The organism is Cloacibacillus sp. (genome assembly GCF_020860125.1).
Lineage (GTDB): Bacteria > Synergistota > Synergistia > Synergistales > Synergistaceae > Cloacibacillus.
The window spans coordinates 55,605-79,185 of record NZ_JAJBUX010000040.1; the positions used below are offsets into that span (position 1 = coordinate 55,605).

Consider the following 23,581-nt stretch of genomic DNA (forward strand, 5'->3'; position numbering starts at 1 on the left):
CATAAAATTCGTGTTCGTACCTAAGCGGTCATTCTGTTACTTGCAGTACAGCGTCGGCAGGGCGGCGTATACGGCGGCGCAGGTGACGAGGTCCTGCTTCCAGGTCTTCTCGTTAGGGGCGTGGGCCTGCGCCTCGGCTCCGGGGCCGAAACCGATGCAGGGAATGCCGTTGCGTCCCATTATGGAGACGCCGTTCGTGGAGAAGGTCCATTTGTCCGTCAGCGGGCGCGCCCTCCTCATCTCGACGGTCTCTTCCGTGCCGATACGGGCGCTGCCGTAAAGGTTTTTATAGGCCTCTTCCAGAGCTTTGGTGACCTTGTGATCCTCTGGGATGACCCAGGTGGGGAAGTAGCATTCGATGGGGTAGACCAGCCCTTTGTAAGAGGGGCGTGAATACTCGTACATGGAGACGACCACGTCGTCGCCGTACTTTTTCACTGCGGGAAGCGCGCGGATCTCGTCAAGGCAGCTCTCCCACGTCTCGCCCACGGTCATGCGGCGGTCGAGGGAGACGGCGCACGAGTCGGCGACGGCGCAGCGGCTCGGTGAGGTGAAGAATATCTCTGATACCGTGACTGTACCGCGGCCAAGGAAGTTCGCCTCGCGCCATTCGGGGTTGTACTTCTCGTCAAGCATCTTTACAAGGCCCTTCACGGCTTTGTCGTCGGCGGCGTCGTTCTCGTTCAGGGCGCGTACGTCCTGAAGGATGTCGGACATCTTATATATCGCGTTATCGCCGCGCTCGGGGGCCGAACCATGGCAGGAGACGCCCTTGACGTCGATGCGTATCTCCATGCGGCCGCGCTGCCCGCGGTAGATTCCGCCGTCGGTCGGCTCGGTGGAGACGACGAACTCCGGACGGACCTTGTCCTCGTTGATTATATACTGCCAGCAGAGGCCGTCGCAGTCCTCTTCCTGTACCGTTCCCGTGACGACCACCCTGTACTTGTCGGAGAGCAGGCCGAGGTCCTTCATGACCTTCGCGCCGTAGACCGCGGAGACGATGCCGCCGAGCTGGTCGCTGGTGCCGCGTCCGCCGATCTCCGTCTCGCTCTCGTATCCCTCGTAGGGATCAAAATTCCAGTTGGAAAGCTTTCCCAGCCCCACGGTGTCTATATGGGCGTCGTAGCCGATGAGCGTCTTGCCGCTGCCCATGTAGCCGAGAACGTTGCCCATCGGGTCGATCTCCACCTTGTCAAATCCGACCTTTTCCATCTCCTGCGCGATGCGGTTGATTACGCCCTCTTCGCCGCAGCTTTCGCCGGGGATCGCTACGAGGTCGCGTAAAAATCTTGTCATATCCGCCTTGTAACTCTCTGATGCCTCTTTGATCGCCTTGAAATCCATAACTGTTCCCTCCGTCTTCAAATCTTTATATTTTTTTAATACTTAAAGCTCTTTGGCGCAGGCGCCGTCCCAGACAACGCGGTGGTAATTTTCCGGATCGGTGTCTCCCTCGGTGGAGAAGAGGAGTATCCGTGATTTTTCATTGATGCCGAGCCGTTCGCGAAGCGGCGCGAGGCTCTCGTCCGTCATCAGCGAGTAGAGGAAGCCCGCGGGCGCCGCTCCCGATTCGCCCGATACTACGCGGGGATCTCCCGCCAGCGGCGCGCCGAGTACGCGCATGCCGTTGGCCGCCACCCAGTCGGGGACTGAGACAAAGGCCGCGACCTTATCTTTCAGTATCTGCCACGAGGAGGTGTTGGGTTCACCGCAGGCAAGGCCGGCCATGATAGTCTGCATGTCGCCGTCGACGATGCGGATGCCGCCGTCTCCCGCGCAGGCCGATTTATAGAGGCAGTCCGCCTGGTCCGATTCCACCACCACGAAGGTGGGGGGATTTTCGGGATATCTGTTTGCGAAGTAACCCACGACCGCGCCCGCCAGCGAGCCTACGCCGGCCTGGACGAATACGTGGCTCGGAGCCTCTTTCGCCGCCTCCGAGAACTGCTGGTCGGCCTCCATCGCCATCGTGCCGTAACCCTGCATGATCCAGGCGGGAATCTCCTCGTAGCCCTCCCAGGCGGTGTCCTGGACGATCACGCCGCCGTGCGTTTCGCCCGCCGCCTTCGCCGCCTTGCGTACGCAGTCGTCGTAATTGAATTCCTCGATCGTCGTCACCGCGCCCTCTTTGCGAATATTGTCGAAACGCGCCTTCTGCGAGCCCTTCGGCATCATGATCACCGATTTCTGTCCCAGCTTGTTGGCCGCCCAGGCGACGCCGCGCCCGTGGTTGCCGTCGGTGGCGCTGAAGAAGGTGATATCGCCGGTCTCCTTTTTGAGTTCGGGGGAGGTGAGCACGTCGTAGGTAAGCTCCTCTATCGGACGTCCGGTCAGCTTTGAAATGTAGCGCGCCATCGCGAATGAGCCGCCGAGCACCTTAAAGGCGTTGAGCCCGAACCGGTAGGATTCGTCTTTGATAAAGAGGTCCTTAATCCCGTAAAACTTCGCGAGCTCTTTCAGCTCCGCCAGCGGCGTCACCTTATACTGCGGAAAGCTTTCATGGAAGGCGCGCGCGGCCTTCACATTGCAAAGAGCCATTATTTCGAGCTCTTTGTCCTCTGTCTTGGGCATCTTGTTCTCGATCCACTTGATACTATTCATATCAGCCGCTCCTCCGTAAGATAAATTAACTTTCTGTATCTGTAGAGTCTATATAGTTGTAAAGTGTAAATTTTGAAATCTTGAATAATTTGCAGACGCGGTCCCCTGATTTCAGTATCTGGAAGGCGCCGTTATTTTTGAGGTACTGGACCGCCTTTATCTTGTCGGCCTTCTTCATCATCGGCACCGGCTTCCCGACGTGGCGCACGGCGTTGTCGATCAGCTCGTCGAGCAGCTCGTTGACGTTCTGCGGGATACGCTCCGGCTCTTCGCTCTGCGGCGCGACGTGCAGGAAACTCTTCATTGTGGACTCGGCCATCGCGAACTTGGTGATGTCGTAGTTCACGCAAAAAATTCCCACCGGTTTTCCCTCGTCGTTTTTTATATATATAGAAGAAGATTTTATCAGCCGTCCGTCGGAGGTCTTTGTGAGATAATCGTAATGGTCCTCAAGCTTCTCGGCGGGAGCCTTGAGCGACTCAAGGACTATATGCGACGGTCCGCCGCCGACCTCGCGGTGGGTCACGTGTCCGTTCTCGATGGCGATGATGGTATTATCCTTATTCTCCGACTCAAGGTCATGGATGACGATCTCGCAGTCTTCGCCGAACTGGGCGGCGAGCCCCTTTGCGAGTCGTTTCATGAAGTCTACGGCTGCTATATCCTGCATGTAATCATCTACTTTCGAGTTGACCTAATTTTTACAATTGCCTCTGTCGTTTGTATGTATTGAATATATCACAATAATTTCCGTAGTCAAGAGTTTTTCTAAAAAATTTTTTGAAAATCTAAAAAAAATTTTGACGAATCTATTGCTTTTCATTTTATATGTGTTAGAATCAGGTTAAACAGATCGAAGCACAAAATAATAATGACAGGTTTATGTCGTTTTACATAACATAAAATGCTGATATCTAAAAAATTTTTATATGTTAGCGTCAATACAATCATATTACAGGAGGTTTCTGGCATGAGCGACCGAATGACTCCCATTCCCTTTGGGATATTAATGAAGTGGATTCTCGAAGATATGAAGAAGGACAAAGGCCTCTTTGGCGTACGCTTCCCCTACAAGGCGGATAACGCGGCGCTGAGTTTTCTCGGAGAGAAGATCGAAACGCCCTTCGGACCAGCGGCGGGGCCGCACACCCAGCTGGCGCAGAATATCGTCGCCGCCTATTTCGCCGGATCGCGCTTTTTTGAATTGAAGACCGTGCAGACGCTCGACGGGGAAGATCTGCCCGTTGAAAAGCCCTGTATCGACGCGCGCGACGAATGCTACAACGTCGAATGGTCCACAGAGCTGCGTGTGCCACAGGCGCTCGGCGAATATATAAAAGCATGGTACATCCTGAAGCTGGTCTCAAAGGAATTTTCACTCGGCGCTCCCGACGGCTTCATGTTCAATATGAGCGTCGGATACGACCTCGACGGCATTAAATCAGAAAAGATAGATTCATTTATAGAGGGTCTCAAGGACGCGCGTAAAACGGAGGTCTGGAGGGACTGCGAGGCCTGGACGCTCGCGAACCTGAAAGATTTTAAGAATATCGACGAAAGCTATGTCAAAGCCATCTCCCCTGCCGTCTGCGGTTCTATAACCCTTTCAACGCTGCACGGCTGCCCGCCGCAGGAGATAGAGCGCATAGCCTCTTATCTTTTAGACGAGAAAAAGCTCAATACCTTCATTAAGTGCAACCCGACGCTTCTCGGATATGAATATGCCCGCATGAAGATGGACGAACTCGGCTTTTCCTACATGAAGTTCGACGACCACCATTTCCTTGACGATCTGCAGTACGCGGACGCGGTGCCAATGATAAGGCGTCTCTCGGAAAAGGCGGCCTCGAACGGTCTTGGATTCGGCGTGAAGCTGACGAACACCTTCCCGGTGGACAATCCCAATGACGTAATGGTTGGCGGCGAGATGTACATGTCCGGGCGCGCGCTCTTCCCGCTGACGCTCGAGGTGGCGCGCCGCCTTTCTGAGGATTTCGGCGGCGCGCTGCGTATATCGTGGTCCGGCGGCGCCGACGCGGAGAACATCGCGGAACTCTACGGCGCCGGTATCTGGCCGGTGACGGTCGCGACCACGCTTTTGAAGCCGGGCGGCTACCAGAGGGTGAAGCAGCTCGCCGACGAGTATGCCGCGCGCGGCTGCGAACCCTTCCGCGGTGTGGACAACGAAAAGATAGTGAGGCTCTCCGCGCGGGCGTCGCTCAATAAAAAGTATCGGAAACCGGCGAAGGCCGCCCCGAACAGGAAGATAGACAGAGCCGTTCCCCTGACCGACTGCTTCATCGCGCCCTGTGAAGAGGGCTGTCCCATAAAACAGGACGTACCGGAATATATCAGGCTCGCGGGAGAGGAGCGTTACGGCGAGGCGCTTGCCGTGATCCTCGACAAAAACCCGCTGCCCTTTATCACGGGCACGATTTGCAGCCACCGCTGCATGAGCCGCTGCACGCGCAGCTTCTATGACGAGTCGGTGGAGATACGCTCCGTCAAGCTGCTCTGCGCGGAAAAGGGTTTTTCCGAGGTTATGAAAGCGCTTCCGCGCCCTGCTGCGCGGAGCGGCGCGAGGGCCGCGGTCATCGGCGGCGGTCCGGCGGGAATGGCGGCGGCCTACTTCCTTGGGCGCAGCGGCATCAAGGCGACCGTCTTTGAGAAGAGCCCCCTGTTCGGCGGCGTCGTCAGCCGCATCATCCCAGATTTCCGTATCGGCGCGGAGGCGGTGTCCAAGGATATGGAAATTGTCTCCGCCTATGGGGCGGAATTCGTCGCGAACGCCCCGCGCCGCAGCGTTGCGGAACTAAAAGAGGCCGGTTTCAAATATGTGATAATAGCCAACGGCGCCTGGAAACATGGAAAGTTGGAGCTTAAAGAGGGGGAGACGACCGACGTCTTCGATTTCCTCGAGAGATATAAAAAGGGTGAGTGCGTGGAACTGGGAGAATATGTGGCCGTCATCGGCGGCGGCAACACGGCGATGGACGCCGCGCGCGCCGCGAAGCGGGTTCCCGGCGTGCAGAGGGTGAGCCTCATCTACCGCCGCACCAAGGCCTATATGCCGGCGGACCTTGAAGAGCTTGAACTGGCGCTGAAAGAGGGCGTCGTCTTCCGCGAACTGCTTGCGCCGAAGGCCTTCCGCGATGGCACGCTCCTCTGTGTGCGCATGACACTGGGCGAGCCCGACGCCTCGGGACGCCGCCGCCCCGTAGAGACCGATGAGGCCGTCGAGATACCGGCTGATACGGTTATCACGGCGGTCGGCGAAGAGGTGGAGAGCGAATTCTTCACGGACAACGGATTAGCCGTAGACGCCAGAGGCCGCGTTGTGTGCGGGGGCGATATGTCGGCGAGCGCCGCCCCCTGTTCGCCTTGGCGAACAATAGAAAATTCCACAGGGGGCAAGCCTGCGGATGCGTTTACCGCGAGCGCCGCCCCCTGTTCGCCTTGGCGAACAATAGAAAATTCCGCAGGGGGCAAGCCTGCGGATGCGTTTACCGCGAGTGCGGACAACGTATATGTCATCGGAGACGCGCGCCGCGACCCCGCGACAGTGGTCGAGGCTATCGCCGACGCGAGGGCGGCTGCCGACGCGATCGCCGCTGCCGAGGGGCTCGCAGCCGGCGGAACGGCACACACCGACAGCGGCAGCGCCGAGACGGCCATCGTCAAGAAGGGGATCATCGCCGCTCCCAAAGAGTCCCGTGAAGAGGCAAAACGCTGCCTTGAGTGTTCCACCGTCTGCGAAAACTGCGCGGACGTATGTCCGAACCGCGCCAACGCGGTGGTGACGGACGCGGCGGGCCGCCCCCAGATAATACATCTGGATCTTATGTGCAACGAATGCGGCAACTGCGAGACCTTCTGCCCCTGGAAGAGCGCTCCCTATAAGGATAAGTTTACCTACTTCGCCAACGAGCGGGACTTCGCCGACAGCGCGAATTCCGGCTACGCGGCGGCTGCGGAGGGCTATCTGGTGCGTTTGAATGGGACCGTATACCGCGGCGGCAGAGAGGAACTTGCAGAAAAACTGCCCGCAGAGGTGTTATCGCTGATCTCTGCCGCAGAGGAGCAGCTTTGCCTGACATCTTTTCACGGAATAGAGAAGGAATAGAAAATTTTCACCCTGACTGCTGAGAAAAGGGGAAGATAAAATGGGAGAGCTATACAGTTTTACCGTGAACGGAAACGTATATGAGACGGCGCAGGATAAGCCCCTGCTTCGCTTTCTGCGCGACGATTTGGGACTGCGTTCGGTAAAAGACGGCTGCAGCGAGGGCGCCTGCGGCACCTGCACGATCATCGTCGACGGAAAGGCGGTGCGCTCCTGCGTTTTGTCGACGAAAAGGGCGGCAGGCAAATCCATCGTTACGACGGAGGGGCTCAGCGAAAGGGAGAAAGAGGCCTTCGTCTACGCCTTTGGCGCGATGGGTTCCGTCCAATGCGGCTTCTGCACTCCGGGGATGGTAATGGCCGGCAAGGCACTTATCGACCGTAACCCCGACCCTGCGGAGGACGATATAAAACAGGCGATCGTAGGTAATATCTGCCGCTGTACCGGCTATAAAAAAATTATCGAGGGTATTAGCCTTGCCGCCGCGATCTTGCGCGGTGAGGCCGTGATCGAGAAAAAACTTGAAGACGGGCGCGACTTTGGCGTCGGGGAGCGGGCCTTCCGTATCGACGTGCGCGAGAAAGTGCTCGGTTATGGAGAATATGTCGACGACGTGGTGATGGAGGGCATGGTCCACGCCTCCGCCGTCCGCTCGAAATATCCGCGCGCGAGAGTCCTTGATATCGACGTCTCGGAGGCGCTTTCGCTTCCGGGAGTGCTCGGCGTGCTTACGGCGGAGGACGTGCCTAATAATAAGGTAGGCCACATCCAGCAGGACTGGGACGTGATGATCGCCAAAGGAAGCGTAACGCGCTGTGTCGGCGACGCCATCTGCCTCGTCATTGCGGAAAATGAGGATATCCTTGCGCAGGCAAAAAAACTCGTTAAGATCGATTATGAGGAGCTAGAGCCGGTGCGCAGCGTCTATGAGGCGAAGGCTCCTGGCGCGCCTTTAGTCCACGAAAAGGGCAACCTCTGCCAGTCAAGGCACGTCACGCGCGGCGACGCCAAAAAGGCGCTGGCCGAATCGAAATATGTCGTGACCCGGAGCTACAGCACGCCCTTCACCGAACATGCCTTCCTGGAGCCCGAATGCGCCCTCGCCTTCCCTTACAAAGACGGCGTAAAGGTCTATACCTCGGACCAGGGCGTCTACGATACTCGCAAAGAGATCTCGATCATGCTCGGCTGGGAGCCGGAGCGTATCATGGTGGAGAATAAGCTTGTCGGCGGCGGCTTTGGCGGCAAAGAGGACGTCTCCGCGCAGCACATCGCCGTGCTGGCGGCGCTCTCCGTAGGCCGTCCGGTGAAGGTAAAATTTTCCCGCGGCGAGTCGATAGCCTTCCACCCCAAACGCCACGCTATGGAGGGGAGCTTCACGCTCGGCTGCGACGAGAACGGTATCTTTACCGGGCTTGACTGTGAGATATATTTCGACACGGGAGCCTACGCGTCGCTCTGCGGCCCCGTGCTTGAACGCGCCTGTACCCATTCGGTAGGGCCTTACTGCTACCAGAACACCAACATCCGCGGGTTCGGATACTACACCAACAACCCGCCGGCGGGGGCTTTCCGCGGCTTTGGCGTCTGTCAGAGCGAGTTTGCTCTGGAGTCTACCATCAACCTGCTCGCGGAGAAGGTTGGCATCTCCCCCTGGGAGATACGTTACCGCAACGCTATTGAACCTGGCAAAGTACTGCCAAACGGACAGATAGCGGACCGCTCGACGGCGCTCAAAGAGACGCTTGAGGCTGTGCGCGAGGTGTATGAGAAAAACGCCGGACATGCGGGGATCGCCTGCGCGATGAAGAACGCCGGCGTCGGCGTGGGGCTTCCTGACAAGGGGCGCGCCAAGCTCGCCGTTCACGACGGGATCGTGGAGATTTATGCCGCGGCCTCCGACATCGGCCAGGGATGCGCGACGGTCTTCGTGCAGATGGTGGCGGAGGCAACCGGCCTGGGGCGCGGCGAGATAAGGAACCTCGGCAGCAACTCCGAGGTGGCCCCGGACTCGGGGACGACCTCGGGCTCGCGCCAGACGCTGATCACCGGCGAGGCGGTGCGTATGGCGGCGGCGGAGCTCAGCGACGCGATGCGCGAAGTTGGCGGAGACCTATCCAGGCTGGAGGGACGTGAATTTTTCGCGGAATACTTCGAACCGACCGACCCGCTCGGCTCACAGAAACCATATCCCAAGAGCCACGTGGCCTACGGCTTCGCGACGCACGTCGTCGTCCTCGATGAAGACGGGCGCGTGTCCGAGGTCTACGCCGCCCATGATTCGGGAAAGGTCGTCAATCCTATCGCGATACAGGGCCAGATCGAGGGCGGAGTGCTGATGGGGCTGGGGTATGCGCTGACGGAGAATTTTGATCTGAAGGACTGCGTGCCGCAAAATAAGTACGGTACCTTGGGGCTGATGCGGGCCAACCAGATACCGAATATCGAGGCGATCTATGTCGAAAAGAAGGAGCTGCTCGACGTTGCCTACGGGGCTAAGGGCATTGGGGAGATCAGCACCATCCCTACCGCGCCTGCCGTGGCGGGGGCCTACTATGCGGTGGACCATATCTTCCGCACGAAGCTGCCGCTGAAGGATACGCCTTACAGCAAGAAGAAAAAATAAAAATCCTGCCTGTTGACAATATCTCAAATTCCTATATAATATTCCCCGTTCGGCCCAATTGGGGTATGGTGCAACGGCAGCACGCCTGACTCTGGATCAGGTAATCGAGGTTCAAATCCTTGTACCCCAGCCACTATCATCGCGATGTGGTCCCTTCGTCTAGGGGCCTAGGACGGCGGGTTCTCAGCCCGTTAACAGGGGTTCGAATCCCCTAGGGACTGCCAAATATAAAATAGAAAAGGACCGCTGCGAGAGCGGTCCTTTTCTATTTTTTCCACAGTGAGACGGCACGGCGTCTGAAAATAATAGATTTTGGCTTCCCGCATAAAAACATTGCCAAAAAAGTTCAAATAGCTAACATAAAACTATAGCTCAATATCAGAACTCGTGATATGATAGTATATTGGAGGGGAGTTGTATTAATGGCTGATCCCGAAAAAAAGAAGTGCAATACACGTAAACGTAGGGTCAAAAGTGCCGATCTTTTTGTCTGTCCGCTCGGAGGAATGGGTGAGATAGGTAAAAACCTGACGGTATTTGGCTATGGCGACGACTATATCATAGTCGATTGTGGACTTAAGTTTCCAGAGGAAGATATGCTGGGGATAGATTTTGTGATCCCGGACGTGGAGTTCCTTGTGGAGAATAAATCAAAGATAAGGGGTATCTTCATCACCCATGGACACGAGGACCATATAGGCGCGCTGCCGTTTGTGCTGCCGCGCATCGATGTTCCCGTATACTGCTCAAGACTCGCCGGTGGCCTCATCGAAAACAAAATGATCGATGCCAATACCGGCTATGTTCCTGAGTTCCACTACATCTATCCGGGCGACCGGATCAAGGCCGGCTGCTTTGAGGTGGAGTTTATCCAGATGTGCCACTCTATACCGGATGCGAACGCTCTGGCGATACGTACACCCGCCGGCGTCGTTGTGCATACTGGCGACTTTAAGTTTGATCCGACGCCGATAGACGGCAACCGTTCGGACTACAGCGCTCTCGCGCGCCTTGGCGACGAGGGGGTGCTGCTGCTGATGTCCGACTCCACAAATGTGGAAAAGCCTGGGGCTACCCCATCGGAAAAGATGATCGGACAGACATTTGAACGTCTCTTCCGGCTTTATAAGGACAGGCGTATCGTTGTGGCGACCTTCGCGAGCAACCTGAACAGGAGCCGCATGATAATAGCTACCGCCGCGCGCTTTAACCGTAAGGTGGTGCTTGTGGGGCGCAGCATGATAGCCAACGTGGAGCTGGCCGATAAACTTGGCTATCTTGATATACCGGAGGGGATCGTCATTACGCCTCAGGAGGCGGATCACCTTCCCGACAACCGCGTCGTCGTCCTGACGACCGGCAGCCAGGGGGAGCCTTTCTCCGGCCTTGTGCTGATGAGCCGCGGCGCGCACCGACAGGTGAAGCTGGGCCCCAGAGACCTTGTCATTATCTCCGCCACGCCAATCCCAGGCAATGAAAAACTTGTCAGCCAGACGGTGAACCGTCTCTTTGGCTGCGGCGCGGAGGTGATATATGAGCGCGACGAGAAGATACATGTATCTGGACACGCCTCGCGCGACGAGCTCATGCTTATGATGAGCCTCACCCGCCCGAAGTTCTTCGTCCCCTGTCATGGCGAGTACCGTCATTTGGTGCGCCACGCGCAGCTTGCGAAGGAGATGGGCGTTTCCGCAAAGAATATTTTCATACTTCAGAACGGCGACCTTCTCAAATTTCATGGTTCGGCGAAGGCGGAGATAGCGGGGCATGTACAGGCAGGCCCCGTACTCATCGACGGCGTCGTCCTTGGGGAATTTGAGGGCAGCATCCTGCGCGAACGCCGCGAGATGGCGGAGAACGGCCTTGTAGTCGTGTCGGTGGCGCTGGACAAGAATATGCGTCCCGCGGCGCCGGTGCAGATACAGACGAGAGGCAGCGTCTATTCCGCGGACGACGGCAGCACCTTCCGTGAACTTGAGAATGCCGTGCTGAGCGCGGTGACGCAGTTTGCGCGCATGCCTGGGGCAAAGAGAGAGACTCTTCCTACGGAGATACGAAAGAGGATACGCGACGTCTTTGGCAGAAGCTCGCGCAACTACCCGACAATCATTCCTCTGATCACATATATATAGAGGATTATAAAATTCAAATTATGCGGCTATAATAAGCCGCATAAAAATTGAGGAGAGGTTCTTTATGTCTATAAGCGCTGTTCTTCAGGTATTGGCTGGTGTGGGAATTCTCATCTACGGTATCATCATCATGGGAGATTCCCTGCAGATAATCGCTGGAGACCGTCTTAGAAAGCTTATAGGATCACTTACCGGGACGCCGATCAAGGGCATGATGGTGGGAACTCTGGTCACCTCCATCCTGCAGAGCAGCAGCGCCACGACCGTTATGGTGGTCAGTTTTGTAGACGTCGGTTTTATGAACCTGATGCAGGCGATCGGCGTCATCCTCGGAGCCAATATCGGTACAACGGTCACTGGACAGCTGATAGCTTTTGACATCACGAATGTCGCCTATGTCTGCGCTCTGGCCGGCGCCGCAATATGTATCCTCTGCCATAAGAAGCGCCGCAAGCAGATAGGCATCGGCATCATCGGCTTCGCGCTTCTATTCATCGGCATGAATATGATGCAGGAGCCGCTGAGTTTTTTGAAGGAACGCCCCGATCTGCTCATGGCGTTCGGCAGCCATCCGATCCTGGCCTTCATGGCGGGACTCGTTATCACGCTGATAGTGCAGTCGAGCTCGGCCACCGTCGGCCTGACGATGGCGGTCACGGCTCAGGGAGTAATTCCGCTGCAGACGGCGATCGTCATCATCCTTGGAGACAATATCGGTACGACCATAACTGCGGTCATCGCCTCTCTGGGCGCGAACCGTTCAGCTAAGCAGGCGGCGGCGGCCCACGTCATGATAAAGGTGCTGGGTACGGTAGTTATCCTGATGGTGCTGCCGATGTATACGATGCTCATCGAACTGACGGCGACGACCATCCCGCGCCAGGTGGCGAACGCGCATACAATATTCAATATCATCATCGCCTTTATGTTCCTGCCCTTCGTCTCACAGTACGCGAAGTTCATCCGCAGGATCATACCGGATGATAAGAACGCGGCGGCTACAGGGACTATCTACCTTAACCCGGCGCTGATCACGGCTTCGCGGGCCGCAGCGGTCGACGCGGTCCGCAAAGAGATGATTCGTCTTGCCTGTCTGACGCTGCAAATGATCGACAACTGCCGCCGCATCCTCATAGAGAACAATGAGAAGCTTGTCGACGAGGTGGGGCGCGCGGAGCTTAACGTTAATGAGATGACCCATGAAATCGTCCGTTACTCTATGGAGACCGGGCAGACGGGACTCTCGACGGACCTCTCCCTTCTGTTGAACTCATGCACCAACGCGGTGGGAGATGTGGAGAGGATCGGCGACCACGCGACGAACCTTGTCGAAATGTACCAATACCTTCAGGACCATAAGCTCGCCTTTTCGCAGTTGGCGCTTGAAGAGGGCAACGAGATGTTCGAGCTGGTCATATCTGCCCTGTCAAAGAGCATCCAGGCCCTTGAGGACGAGAATCCGGCGCTGGCGAGAGAGGTCCTGGCGCTTGAAGAGCGTATAGACTACATGGAAAAAACTTTGCGCTCCCAGCACATCGCAAGGCTGAACGCCGGTGGCTGCAGCCCCAGGGCGGGGGTCATATTTATCGATATTCTCAGTAATCTTGAACGTGTCGGTGACCATGCGAACAACCTTGCGATGGTGGTCTTCGACATCAAGAGGCTCCATCATAGTACAAAAAATGTAAAAGCATGAGGTGTTTGTAAATGAATTTTGATGTGATAATACTCGGCCTTGTACAGGGCTTTACGGAATTTCTGCCTGTCAGCAGCTCCGGCCATCTGGCGCTCGCGAAGATATTTCTTGGCATTGAGCTGCCGCCGCTGAATTATGACCTCGTGCTGCATGTGTCCACGACGCTTGCGACGATACTCTTTTTCTTCTCGGATATCCTCACCTTTTTGGGTCAGTGGTGTGCCGGTTTCGTAAACGCAGAGGCCCGCAAGAAGCTGGGCTGGCATATCGGCTGGGCGGTGATTCTCGGAACTCTAATAACGGGCGTTATCGGCTTCGCCCTCAAGAATTTCGCGGAGGAGGCATCCCTTAACTCTCTGTTGGTTGGTATCGGCCTTGTCATTACTGGAATACTGCTGGTGATCTCGCGCTGGATACGCGAGGGTTACGGACGGGTAGCGCTGATGGACGGCGTCTATGTAGGCATCGCTCAGGGTATCGCCGTCCTGCCAGGCATATCACGCTCTGGAATGACGATCATGGCCGGACTTGCCGCGGGGCTTTCAAAGGAGTCGGCCTTCCGCTTCTCCTTCCTGCTTTCGATCCCGGCAATAATCGGGGCCACGCTGGTCCAGGCGCTGGAGATAGGCGGCTGGCATAATTTTGTCTCTACTTTGCCCTCCGGCTGGTTTTTCGGAGCGGTCTGCGCTTTCCTCAGCGGCCTGCTTTCGCTCTTTATCCTAAAAAAACTTGTGATCGCCTCGAAGTGGTGGTTTTTCGGCATATACTGTCTCATCGCTGGACTATCTGCCATTGGTATAACATACCTGGGAGCGTGGTAACGTGTCGTTTATCAAAAATTCATCGATTCGCTGGGGCGTGATTCTGCTCTGCATGATCTTAGGTACCTGGCTGGGACTGTTTTTCCAACGTTTCCCGGCTACCGCGGTGCTCTTCGCCAATGTCGTTGACTTCACGATAGACATCCGCCAGATAGATCTCGTGATGGTACGGATCGGTTTTCTCTTTGCGCTGAAACTCAACCTGGGGACTCTGATCGGCGCGATCACCGGTATCGTAATAACGCGATGATCGGTAAGATCATACTGGCTTCCGGCAGCCCGCGGCGGCGCGAATTGCTCGCAGGCCTTGGCTGGGCTTTTGAGGTGATTCCGCCGCAGGTCGACGAAAAGAAGTTCGACGGCGAGCCGCCGGCGGAACTTGTAAAGCGCCTTGCCGAAGAGAAGGCCTCCTGCGTCGCCTCCCGGTTCCCTGGAAACTGGGTGCTTGGGGCCGATACGGTGGTAGCTCTCGATGGACGGATACTCGGCAAGCCGAAGTGCGAAGAGGAGGCTGCCGCGATGATCGCGGAGCTCTCCGGGCGTATGCATTCAGTCTTTACCGGCGTAGCGCTGATCGCCCCGGACAGGCGTAAACTTGTACGCGCCGAAGAGACGTGCGTCACCTTCCGGCCGCTGGAAAAAGAAGATATCTCGGCCTATATCGCGCTTGGAGAGAGTATGGACAAGGCGGGAGCCTATGCGATCCAGGAGAGGGGCACGCTTCTCGCGGAGCGTATAGATGGTTGTTATTTCAATGTCGTCGGGCTTCCGCTCTTTCGTGTCAGCCGGATGTTCGCTGAGATGGGGATAGGACTTTCGGAGCAATGGAGGATCTATAATGATGAATAGAATAAACAAACGTACACTGCTGTACGCCGCCCTGCTGCTGGCGATGCTGCTGGCGCTGATCGGACTCACATCGCGCCTGCGCGCGGAAAACTCAAATAAGACAGTCGCCTTTATTACGGAATATAAGGATATTACCTCGCTTGCCTATCAGTATTCGGAATCGCCTCTCTCGGTGTGGCGGAAAATAAACGCGCTCGGCGTCATGGGGGTGGCGGTCTCCGAATATACCGGAGACGAACTTGCGATCCATAATCCGCTGCCGCTGCGTTTCGGCTCCGCGGCTTCGATGCTCAGCGTTAAAGACGCTGAACGGGAGCCTAACAGGGCGGTTTTACGTTACCCGGCAAAACTATCTTACGCTGATATACTCTATAAATACATCAAGACAAAACTTCCAGCCGCTGAGCTGGTGACCGGTGGTGAATACAACTACATCATGCTTCCCGGTACAGTGGAAGAGTTCAAGTTCTCTACCTTTGTCCCCGACATTTCCGCTCTTGAATTTGCCTCGAAACACAATATACCCGTGCTCTTCCGTCCCGGACCCTGCACTCCTGCCTCTGGGAAAAATGTCGCCGAAGCCTTCCTATTTCTTACGGACAGGTTCCCTCAAATCAGGAACATAATTCCCGCCGGCCTGATCGTCTCCGGCTATCCCGAGATCGGACCCCTTGCCAAGGTGATGAAGGACAAGGGAATCACTCTTTCACAGGTGGAATTTGTAAAGCAGATAGGCGTGCCGCAGCTGGCCGCGAAGATCGGTCATCTTGTCATTCCGATGCACAGCCTTACGCGCGACGAAATAATCTCACGCAACATAAACCGCGGTTCGATAGCCGACCGTTTTATCAGGGCGGTACACGAGCGCTCGATACGTTTCATTATGGTCCATCCCTACGACCTGCAGATGGGCGGACGTCTGGAAATATTCACAGCGGATCTTGCCTCTTATAAAGAGGCGCTAGAGGCGCGTGGCTATCATCTGGGCTGGCCTGAACCGCTGCCCGGCTGGCCCGCGCCGCTGGCCGGAGCGGCCGCCTGCGGGCTGGTGGTCCTCTTTACCCTCTGGTTCTATATTTCACGGCTCACAGGCACTGAAAACGGAGATGTCAAACCGATGCAGGCTCTTGTCCTCTTTGCCGCGGCCCTCCTGCTTGGCGGGGCTATGTGGAAGATATCTTTTGCCGCGAAACTGCTAGGTGGGTTCTGCGGCGCCCTGGCTGCCACAGAAGGGGCGATGACGGCGCTTGAGAGCTCGGAGCGGCGTCTCAGAGGCGCGGTCATCGGCCTGCTTATCGTCGTTGCCGGAGGCCTTTCCATCGCCTCCTTTTACGGGACCTCCGCAGCGGCGCTGCGGCTGACGCCATTCTCCGGCGTCAAGCTTACGCTGCTTCTGCCGCCGCTGCTGCTGCTCTTCCATGACCTTACGCGGCGCGTCCATCCGGAGACGATCGGCGAGATCGTCGTGCGTCCCGCGATATGGGGCGAGCTGGTGCTGATCGGCGTGATGCTGCTGGTGATGCTCGTGATGGCGCTGCGCAGCGACAACGTTTCGAATGTTCCCGCGCTGGAGGTGGCCTTCCGTGACTTCATGGAGCGCGTGATGGTAGTGCGTCCGCGAACGAAGGAGTTTCTTATCGGTTATCCGGCGCTTGTTTTGTACTGGTATCTGGTACGCAATAAGTATATTCCGCACTACCGCGAGGTGGTGCGTATCGCCGCGGTGTTGGCTTTCTGCTCGGCAGTGAACACCTTTTGCCACTTCCACACGCTTCTTTACCTCAGTGTGATCCGCGTGCTCAACGGCTGGTGGCTCGGCCTGCTGCTGGGAACGGTCGGCGTGGCGGTTCTGCACTTTGTCCTTATTCCGCTTTGGCGGAGAGTTTCCAAAAGCCTTTAGCTCCCTCGGGAGAGAAAAATTGGGGAAAAAATTCGACGTACTCCTTCTCGGATACTACGGCTTCGGCAACCTCGGTGATGAGCTGCTTGCCGAGGCCGCCGTCTCTCTTTTGCGTGAAGCCGGAGTTGAACGAAGCCGGATCGCCATCCTGTCGTCTACGCCGGATGACAGTGAAGAACGTTTTGGCGTCGCTTCCTTCAACCGCTGGCGGCTCGGCGACGTGGCGAGAGCCTGTTCGGATAGCCGCACGCTGCTTCTTGGCGGCGGCGGTCTTTTTCAAGACAGTACGAGTCTGCGCTCATGCCTCTATTACTGCGCGGTGATGCTGATCGCGAAGATGAAGGGGCTGCGGATATGGGCAGTGGGGCAGTCTGTGGGCCCGCTGCGCTCAAAGGCGGCGCGGGGAGTCACTCGTCTGGCTCTTTCGTTATGCTCGTATATAAGCGTGCGTGACGAAAGTTCGCTGAAAATGGCCGGAGATCTTGGCTTGAGCGCTGAGCTCACTCCCGACCTTGTTATGTCGCTCGTACCTGAAAAAAACGCGGTAAAAGAGCCTCTGATCCTCTTTAACGCGCGCCCCGGATACGGGGATCTTGCGCGGATGACGGCCGAGAGGTGCCGTGAAGCCGCCGATGCAGCTGGCTGTGAAGTGCGCGGCGTCGCCCTTGCCGCCGAGGATGCCGCTGAGATCGAGAGACTGCACTCTCTGCAATATGTAAAAATCCGCGATATAATAACTGTGAAAAACTTAGAGGAGTTTTCAGCGGCCGTTCAAGGCGCGTCGGGAGCGGTCGGTATGAGGCTTCACTTTTTAGTGCTCTGTCTGCTGGCCGGAATTCCGCTTGCCGGATGCGCCTATGATCCGAAGGTTTTGGGCTTCTGTATGCGCTATAATGTCGAGGTAGTGGGCGAGGGTCCGGTAGGGCTCGGTAAACTGAACGATAATACTGTGCAAAGCAAAGCCGCGGCGGCGGTGCGTGAAAAATTTACTGCGGGGCTGCGCGGCGTGTTAGGTGATAGAAATGGATAACAAAAGAATTGAAGAGCTGAAATCTATAGCGGCCGAGGTACGGAAAGATGTCCTGCGCATGGTTGGACTGGCGCGCTCCGGTCCCTTTGAAACATCTATGTCTGCCGCCGACCTGCTCGTTTATCTCTACTGGGAGGAGCTGCTGCTCATTCCCTCCGAACCGGGGCGAAGAGACCGTGACCGCTTCATAACGGATATACCCGCGGCGATTCCCGCTCTCTATGCCGTGCTCGCGCGGCGGGGCTTCTTTGAGAGGGAACACCTGTGGCATTACCGCCGTTTAGGCGCGATGCTTCAGGCGCTGCCGGATTTCAAGAGAACTCCGGGGATCGACGCGCCATGTCTTACGGTGCAGCCGGCGGTGGCGATGGCCGCCGCCATCGCGAAGGAGTTATCCCGCGAGGAGGAAAAGCCGCGCGTCGTATTTCTTACAGCCGGTCTCTCGTTTTCATCGGAAGAATTTATCAGAGAAATGAAACATATCGGCCTTTGCGGTATTCCCAACCTTCTTGTCGTGATCGCCACACGCGAATCGGAGGCTGACGGCGGTTCGAGCGTTAGTACAAACAACGTACGAATGTTATCTTCCTGTGGCTGGGAGGTCAGGCAGGCGATCGCGGAAGATCTCCGCTCTCTTGAAGAGGCCTGTAATTCCTTTGACTTCAAAGATGGCGGTCCAAAGGCGCTTTTCGTCTCCATAGCGGGCGCACTCGGACTCTCCGTATCTGATTCGGGACAGTCCGAGACAGCGCATTCGCTGAGTATGGGAGAACTGGATCAGGCGTTGGAAGAACTGGAGGTAAAATCCAATGAGCATTAACGAAAAGATATCGACATTTGCCGCCTTTTGTGAGCTGATCACGGAATACGCGCTGAACGATGAAGACTTCCTTCTGCTTACGACCGAAGAGGTAACGGAGACGGAGCTTTTTGACAGGCTGCCTCCTGAAAAGTATATTCGTACGGAATCATCGGTGGCGGGTGCGCTTATGCGTGCCGCCGGCAGCGCGATCGCCGGTAAAAAAACCTGGCTGCTGGGACGCGTCGCCGAACTCACGGGGTGCGGCTACGCGCAGATACGCGAGGCAATCGCGCTGCCCAAGCTTCCGGTGCGTATCGCGGCGCTGAACGGCGGGCTCTCCTGCGCCCACGAGGGGGCCGCCGTTCAGCTTTTGGAAGATCTTGCCCTTATGCGTACCATTCCCAATATGAACGTCTTTATTCCCTCTGACATGGCTGCCCTCAGAGGTATCCTCGAGAGGAGTGAAAATACCTCCGCGCCGCTCTACATGCGGCTTGGCTGTACGCCGGTACCGGCGCTGGACGATTCCTACGGCGAATCGTTCCGCTTTGGCGGCGCGCGGATACTTCGCAGCGGAACTGGCGTAACGATATGTGCCTGTGGTATCATGGTTAGTCAGGCCTTGCTTGCCGCGGAGCAGCTTGAACGGCAGAACATCAGCGCCGAGGTCATAGACTGCTACAGTCTGAAGCCTTTTCCCGAAAGCGTTCTGCTTTCATCCGTCCGCCGGACCGGATGCTGCGTCGTCGCGGAGGAGCACGGCAACATCGGCGGCCTATTCGGCGCGGCCGCTGAGTGTCTGGGCCGGACATATCCGGTGCCGCTGCGCTGTGTGGCGGTAGAGGATCAATTTGTAAACAGCGGTACTCCCGAAGAGCTTCGCGAGTACTACGGACTGACCTGGAAAGAGATCGTTGACGCGTCCGCCCAAGCGTGGGCGCTGCGCAGGAGGTAATTTGAAATATGGATATAAAGTTTTCCGGCGTCACAAAGATATTTGAGCCGGATATCGTTGCTTTGGAAGATGTTTATCTTAGTATAGACCGCGGAGAATTCGTCTATCTGGTGGGGGAGACGGGCTCCGGCAAGACGACCCTTATGCGCTGTATATTCCGCGAAGTCATTCCCTCCAGGGGGCACATCAGCGTAGGCGGACGCGCGCTGCGGAAGATGGGCCGTTTTGAGCTGGCCCTGTTCCGCCGCGACATCGGCGTCATCTTTCAGGATTTCAGCCTGCTGCCAAATATCACCGCCTTTGAGAACGTCGCCTTTGTGCTCGAGGTGATGGGGGTTCCCTCGCGTGAGATAGAGGAGCGTGTCGCTGACGTACTGAAGACTGTCGGCATCTGGCGGCGCCGGAACCTTTATCCGCCGCAGCTTTCCGGCGGTGAGCAGCAGCGCCTCACCATCGCGCGCGCGATCGTCAACGGACCGTCGCTGATATTGGCCGACGAACCGACGGGAAACCTTGACAGCCATACGGCCGACGAGATCATGCAGCTGATGCTTGACATCAACGCCGCGGGGACCACCGTCATCATGGCGACGCACAACCAGGCGATCGTCGATACCTACAGGCACCGCGTTGTTGAGATAAGACGCGGACGCATCGTCCGCGATGACAAGGAAGGAGGCTACGAGGCTGATGTCACGTATTAAATATATTCTGAGAGACGGATGGCGTCTGGTATGGCGTCATTTCGGCATGAGCCTTCTGACGGTCTTTACCGCCATGTCCGTCTTTTTCGTGATCGGGGCGACGATGCTCTTTATCCTCAACATAAGAAATGTCATCGGCACGATGGAAAACCAGCTCTCAATACAGGCATATATGAAGCCTGACACCGACCTTGAGGCTGCCGCAAAGAGGATAAAAGCGATGCGCAATGTTAAAAGTGTAAAAGTAATAACTAAAGAAACTGCCCTGGAACGGCTGCGTGCGCGTCTTGGAAATCAGGCCAACGCGGTGACGCTGCTTGGTTCCAACCCTCTTCCAGCGAGTATCGAGGTTCGCGTCAGCCGCGCCGCGGAGGTTTCGGATACCGCCCGCATGCTGATGGCGATCCCCGACGTGGACGATATAGTATACGCGGGGCATGTCGCGGAAAAGCTGACGCGTCTTTCGACCTTTGTCGAGCGTTTCTCTTTAGTGATGCTCATCGTAGCGCTTGCCGCGAGCGGCGTGGTCCTCTTCAACACTATCAGGATAGCGGTATACTCGCGCGCCGAGGAGATAGACGTGATGATGAAGGTTGGCGCGACCTCCACCTACGTCGCCTTTCCCTTTGTCATCCAGGGGTTCATTCTGGGACTGACGGGCGCGCTTGTCGCCTCCGCGGCTCTGGGATATTCCTACTTCAGCGCGGTGGCCCGCCTGAAGGATATGCTGCCGTTCCTCTCATTTATCGAATCGCCTCGGCTTCTCGCTAAGCTGAGCCTTGTGCTCATCTGCTGCGGGACGGTGGTGAGCCTCTTCGCGAGCCTTATCGCCGTGGAGAAATTTATCAGGAAGGCGGCTAAGCCGCTTTAACCCTGCGGCGCTAGTTATGGGCATCCAAACAAAAAAAGTCCGGCTGATAGCGTTCCTCTCCGCAGCGGTGCTGCTCTGCGCTCCGCTGCCGACACTTGCCGCGGCGAAGACGGCGGCCCAGATAGAGGCGGAGATAAAGCAGCAGGAGCGCGAGTATCAGAAGATACAGAGTCAGATGTCGAAGGTAAGCAAAAACATCAAAGAGACGCAGCGCAAGGAAAAGAACGTCACGCAGCAGATCGGCGTCCTGAGCCAGAAGATAACGGTGACCCAGCAGAAGGTCAACGTCGTGAGCCTCAAGATGAGAAAGGTGCAGAACAACATCTTCGCCCTCTCAAACAATATAAAGGAAGCTAATAAAAACATCAGCGCCGCTCAGGAGATACTTAAAAAGCGGCTCATAAACATTTACAAATACGGCGGCGTCGCCGAGTTCAACCTCCTGCTCTCATCGCAGGGGGCGGAGGATGCGCTTGCGAACTCTTACCTTCTGGGTAAGATCGCGGAGCAGGACCAGAAGCTCATCAACGACCTTATAGAGCAGAAGCGCCGCCTGACGATGACGCAGGAAGAGCTGCGTAAGGAGCATCTGCGTCTCAAAGGACAGACCAACGAGCTGAAACAGCAGAACAAGGAGCTGAAGAGCGCCGCCGACGAGCGCAATGAGCTGCTCGCCAAGGTCCGCAGGGACAAGAAGCTCTTCATGGCCGAACAGGCCGAGCTGCAAAGAGCCTCGCAGGAGATGCAGGCGGCGATAAAAAGACTGCTGGCCGAGAAAAAACGTCTGCGCGACGAGGCGAACAGAAGGCAGGGAAAGCCGGTCACGCCAACGCCGAACTACTATAAGGGCGGACGCCTTGCCTGGCCGGTACAGGGAACGATAACCAGCCAGTTCGGTACGCGTGTGCATCCTGTCTTTAAGACGAAGATAACCCATACGGGACTTGATATAGCCGCCCCGAAGGGTACGCCGGTCAAAGCCGCCGATCCGGGCGAGGTCCTCTATACGGGCTGGATGCGCGGATATGGCCAGGTGGTCATCGTCGACCATGGCGGAAATCTTACCACCGTATACGCCCACCTCTCGAAGATAGAGACGACGGAGGACGCGAAGGTGACTCGCCAGACGGTGATTGGCCGTGTCGGTTCGACCGGCGTCGCGACCGGCAACCATCTGCACTTTGAGGTGCGCGTGAATGGCAATGCGGTCAACCCGCTGAAGTACCTCAATAAGTAAAAGAACAAAGATAAAAGAAAGGTACGTGATAGATTTGAGATCGAAGATATTGAACATCGCCGCGGGGATGCTGATAGGGGCGCTCCTCTGCGTCTCTCTCTATAAAATTCCCCAGGCGGTGGGCGCCGACTGGGAAAAGAGCCTGCCCTTCACACCGCAGCAGCTGGCAATAATGAAACAGGTGAAGCTGGCACTCTCCACCTATCAGGTGGACGGCGACAAAAAGGGCAAGGTCGACGACATGAAGATGTACTACGGCGCGCTCAAGGGGCTGGTCGAATCCCTTGACGATCCCTATACGCGCTTTGTGGAACCGAAGGCCCTTGAAGAGGAAAACATGGAGATGGAGGGCGAGTACGGCGGCCTTGGCATCTACATGGCCTCGCGTGACGGACGCACTATAGTCATCGCCCCCATCGAGGATACACCCGCCGACCGCGCCGGAATCAAGCCGCTCGACGAGATCATCAAAGTCGATGACAAAAACGTTATGGGGATGGACAGCGACGAAGTCGTGAAGATGCTGCGCGGCCCCGCGGGCAAACCGGTGACCATCCAGATACGCCGCAAGAACGTTGATAAGCTGATACCGGTGAAGATCGTGCGTGAGATTATCAAGATCAAGACTGTGCGCATGGAGATGCTTAACGACGGCGTCGCCTACATAAAGCTGAATCACTTCAACCTCAAGACTGACGGGGAGCTGCGCGCCGCTATAAAAAAGGCGACGGACAAGAAAGCGAAGGGCATCATTATGGATCTTCGCAACAACCCAGGGGGGCTTCTCGACGTCTGTGTCGACGTAACCTCGCAGTTCATTCCCAAAGGTGTGGTCGTCGGCATGAAGGGCCGCTTTGAGAAGGCCAACGATACGCTTTACGCTAAAGAGGGGCGCGCGAACAACCTTCCGCTCGTGGTTATCGTAAACGAAGGAAGCGCGAGCGCCGCCGAGATATTTGCCGGCGCTGTCAAAGATCACAAGCGCGGTACCATCGTCGGTATGAAAACCTTTGGCAAGGGGTCGGTGCAGACGCTCTTCAACCTTCCCGACGGCTCCGGTATCTATGTGACGATCGCGCGCTATCACACGCCGTCCGGCTTTGTCCTGGATCACAAAGGACTCCAGCCCGACATAAAGGTCGAGGGAGAACCTAAAAAGGACAAGAAAGAGGACAAACAGCTTCAGAAGGCGCTCGGCGTGCTCAAGCAGAAGATCAAAGAGAAAAAATAG

General features: G+C 56.6%; 18 protein-coding genes and 2 tRNA genes. 17 read left to right on the forward strand and 3 right to left on the reverse strand.

Annotation, left to right across the window (positions count from 1 at the left end; all coding sequences use genetic code 11):
* Positions 1-36 precede the first annotated feature (36 nt).
* The 3 genes from LIO98_RS05300 to LIO98_RS05310 are packed head-to-tail and all read right to left on the reverse strand — an operon-like array spanning position 37 to position 3,274.
* Complete coding sequence (locus LIO98_RS05300) at positions 37-1,347, reverse strand: YgeY family selenium metabolism-linked hydrolase (RefSeq protein ID WP_291953840.1); 1,311 nt, start codon at positions 1,345-1,347, stop codon at positions 37-39.
* A gap of 42 nt (positions 1,348-1,389) precedes the next feature.
* Positions 1,390-2,604, reverse strand: a complete 1,215-nt coding sequence (gene dpaL, locus LIO98_RS05305) for a diaminopropionate ammonia-lyase (RefSeq protein WP_291953841.1) — start codon at positions 2,602-2,604, stop codon at positions 1,390-1,392.
* 25 nt (positions 2,605-2,629) lie between these two features.
* Positions 2,630-3,274: a helix-turn-helix transcriptional regulator gene (locus tag LIO98_RS05310; RefSeq protein ID WP_291953843.1), complete on the reverse strand. Its 645-nt coding sequence runs from the start codon at positions 3,272-3,274 to the stop codon at positions 2,630-2,632.
* 300 nt (positions 3,275-3,574) lie between these two features.
* Between LIO98_RS05310 and ygfK the strand changes: the two genes are divergently transcribed.
* From ygfK to LIO98_RS05395, 17 genes are all read left to right on the forward strand, one after another.
* A complete protein-coding gene (gene ygfK / locus LIO98_RS05315; protein ID WP_291953845.1) occupies positions 3,575-6,727 on the forward strand; it encodes a putative selenate reductase subunit YgfK in 3,153 nt (1,050 codons plus the stop codon).
* A gap of 64 nt (positions 6,728-6,791) precedes the next feature.
* Positions 6,792-9,353 (forward strand): selenium-dependent xanthine dehydrogenase, encoded by a 2,562-nt coding sequence (xdh, locus tag LIO98_RS05320; protein WP_291953847.1) that lies wholly within the window; start codon positions 6,792-6,794, stop codon positions 9,351-9,353.
* Positions 9,354-9,412: 59 nt separating this feature from the next.
* A tRNA-Gln gene (locus LIO98_RS05325) sits at positions 9,413-9,486 on the forward strand.
* 15 nt (positions 9,487-9,501) lie between these two features.
* Positions 9,502-9,577, forward strand: a tRNA-Glu gene (locus tag LIO98_RS05330).
* Between the two features lie 198 nt (positions 9,578-9,775).
* On the forward strand, positions 9,776-11,485 hold the full coding sequence (locus tag LIO98_RS05335; RefSeq protein WP_291953849.1) for a ribonuclease J: 1,710 nt from the start codon (positions 9,776-9,778) through the stop codon (positions 11,483-11,485).
* Positions 11,486-11,549: 64 nt separating this feature from the next.
* Positions 11,550-13,181: a Na/Pi cotransporter family protein gene (locus LIO98_RS05340; RefSeq protein ID WP_291953851.1), complete on the forward strand. Its 1,632-nt coding sequence runs from the start codon at positions 11,550-11,552 to the stop codon at positions 13,179-13,181.
* A gap of 11 nt (positions 13,182-13,192) precedes the next feature.
* Positions 13,193-14,002 carry an undecaprenyl-diphosphate phosphatase gene (locus LIO98_RS05345; RefSeq protein WP_291953853.1) on the forward strand — a complete coding sequence of 270 codons (810 nt, stop codon included), beginning with the start codon at positions 13,193-13,195 and terminating at the stop codon, positions 14,000-14,002.
* Between the two features lies 1 nt (position 14,003).
* Positions 14,004-14,252: a hypothetical protein gene (locus LIO98_RS05350; protein WP_291953856.1), complete on the forward strand. Its 249-nt coding sequence runs from the start codon at positions 14,004-14,006 to the stop codon at positions 14,250-14,252.
* The gene (locus tag LIO98_RS05355) at positions 14,249-14,851 is read left to right on the forward strand and encodes a Maf family protein (protein ID WP_291953858.1); all 603 of its coding nucleotides are present in this window, start codon (positions 14,249-14,251) and stop codon (positions 14,849-14,851) included. The genes LIO98_RS05350 and LIO98_RS05355 overlap by 4 nt, the downstream gene beginning before the upstream one ends.
* Positions 14,841-16,751, forward strand: coding sequence for a DUF5693 family protein (locus LIO98_RS05360; protein WP_291953860.1), 1,911 nt, complete (start codon positions 14,841-14,843; stop codon positions 16,749-16,751). The genes LIO98_RS05355 and LIO98_RS05360 overlap by 11 nt, the downstream gene beginning before the upstream one ends.
* A gap of 19 nt (positions 16,752-16,770) precedes the next feature.
* Entirely contained in the window at positions 16,771-17,781 is a 1,011-nt protein-coding gene (gene csaB, locus LIO98_RS05365; protein WP_291953861.1) for a polysaccharide pyruvyl transferase CsaB, read from the forward strand.
* Complete coding sequence (locus LIO98_RS05370; protein WP_291953863.1) at positions 17,774-18,601, forward strand: hypothetical protein; 828 nt, start codon at positions 17,774-17,776, stop codon at positions 18,599-18,601. The genes csaB and LIO98_RS05370 overlap by 8 nt, the downstream gene beginning before the upstream one ends.
* A complete protein-coding gene (locus LIO98_RS05375; RefSeq protein ID WP_291953865.1) occupies positions 18,591-19,538 on the forward strand; it encodes a transketolase C-terminal domain-containing protein in 948 nt (315 codons plus the stop codon). The genes LIO98_RS05370 and LIO98_RS05375 overlap by 11 nt, the downstream gene beginning before the upstream one ends.
* Before the next feature lie 8 nt (positions 19,539-19,546).
* Positions 19,547-20,242, forward strand: coding sequence for an ATP-binding cassette domain-containing protein (locus LIO98_RS05380; RefSeq protein ID WP_291953868.1), 696 nt, complete (start codon positions 19,547-19,549; stop codon positions 20,240-20,242).
* Complete coding sequence (locus LIO98_RS05385) at positions 20,229-21,113, forward strand: permease-like cell division protein FtsX (RefSeq protein WP_291953869.1); 885 nt, start codon at positions 20,229-20,231, stop codon at positions 21,111-21,113. Before LIO98_RS05380 ends, LIO98_RS05385 begins: the two co-directional genes overlap by 14 nt.
* A 16-nt stretch (positions 21,114-21,129) precedes the next feature.
* On the forward strand, positions 21,130-22,350 hold the full coding sequence (locus LIO98_RS05390) for a peptidoglycan DD-metalloendopeptidase family protein (protein ID WP_291953871.1): 1,221 nt from the start codon (positions 21,130-21,132) through the stop codon (positions 22,348-22,350).
* Between the two features lie 25 nt (positions 22,351-22,375).
* Positions 22,376-23,581: a S41 family peptidase gene (locus tag LIO98_RS05395; protein ID WP_291953873.1), complete on the forward strand. Its 1,206-nt coding sequence runs from the start codon at positions 22,376-22,378 to the stop codon at positions 23,579-23,581.

Bases quoted from the DNA above. Each gene is read 5' to 3' on its own strand.
- LIO98_RS05375 (WP_291953865.1), top strand. From the start codon at position 18,591: ATGAGCATTAACGAAAAGATATCGACATTTGCCGCCTTTTGTGAGCTG.
- LIO98_RS05390 (WP_291953871.1), top strand. From the start codon at position 21,130: ATGGGCATCCAAACAAAAAAAGTCCGGCTGATAGCGTTCCTCTCCGCA.
- LIO98_RS05345 (WP_291953853.1), top strand. From the start codon at position 13,193: ATGAATTTTGATGTGATAATACTCGGCCTTGTACAGGGCTTTACGGAA.
- ygfK (WP_291953845.1), top strand. From the start codon at position 3,575: ATGAGCGACCGAATGACTCCCATTCCCTTTGGGATATTAATGAAGTGG.
- LIO98_RS05370 (WP_291953863.1), top strand. From the start codon at position 17,774: ATGGATAACAAAAGAATTGAAGAGCTGAAATCTATAGCGGCCGAGGTA.
- LIO98_RS05385 (WP_291953869.1), top strand. From the start codon at position 20,229: ATGTCACGTATTAAATATATTCTGAGAGACGGATGGCGTCTGGTATGG.
- LIO98_RS05380 (WP_291953868.1), top strand. From the start codon at position 19,547: ATGGATATAAAGTTTTCCGGCGTCACAAAGATATTTGAGCCGGATATC.
- dpaL (WP_291953841.1), bottom strand. From the start codon at position 2,604: ATGAATAGTATCAAGTGGATCGAGAACAAGATGCCCAAGACAGAGGAC.
- LIO98_RS05360 (WP_291953860.1), top strand. From the start codon at position 14,841: ATGATGAATAGAATAAACAAACGTACACTGCTGTACGCCGCCCTGCTG.
- LIO98_RS05300 (WP_291953840.1), bottom strand. From the start codon at position 1,347: ATGGATTTCAAGGCGATCAAAGAGGCATCAGAGAGTTACAAGGCGGAT.
- LIO98_RS05310 (WP_291953843.1), bottom strand. From the start codon at position 3,274: ATGCAGGATATAGCAGCCGTAGACTTCATGAAACGACTCGCAAAGGGG.
- LIO98_RS05335 (WP_291953849.1), top strand. From the start codon at position 9,776: ATGGCTGATCCCGAAAAAAAGAAGTGCAATACACGTAAACGTAGGGTC.
- LIO98_RS05355 (WP_291953858.1), top strand. From the start codon at position 14,249: ATGATCGGTAAGATCATACTGGCTTCCGGCAGCCCGCGGCGGCGCGAA.
- LIO98_RS05340 (WP_291953851.1), top strand. From the start codon at position 11,550: ATGTCTATAAGCGCTGTTCTTCAGGTATTGGCTGGTGTGGGAATTCTC.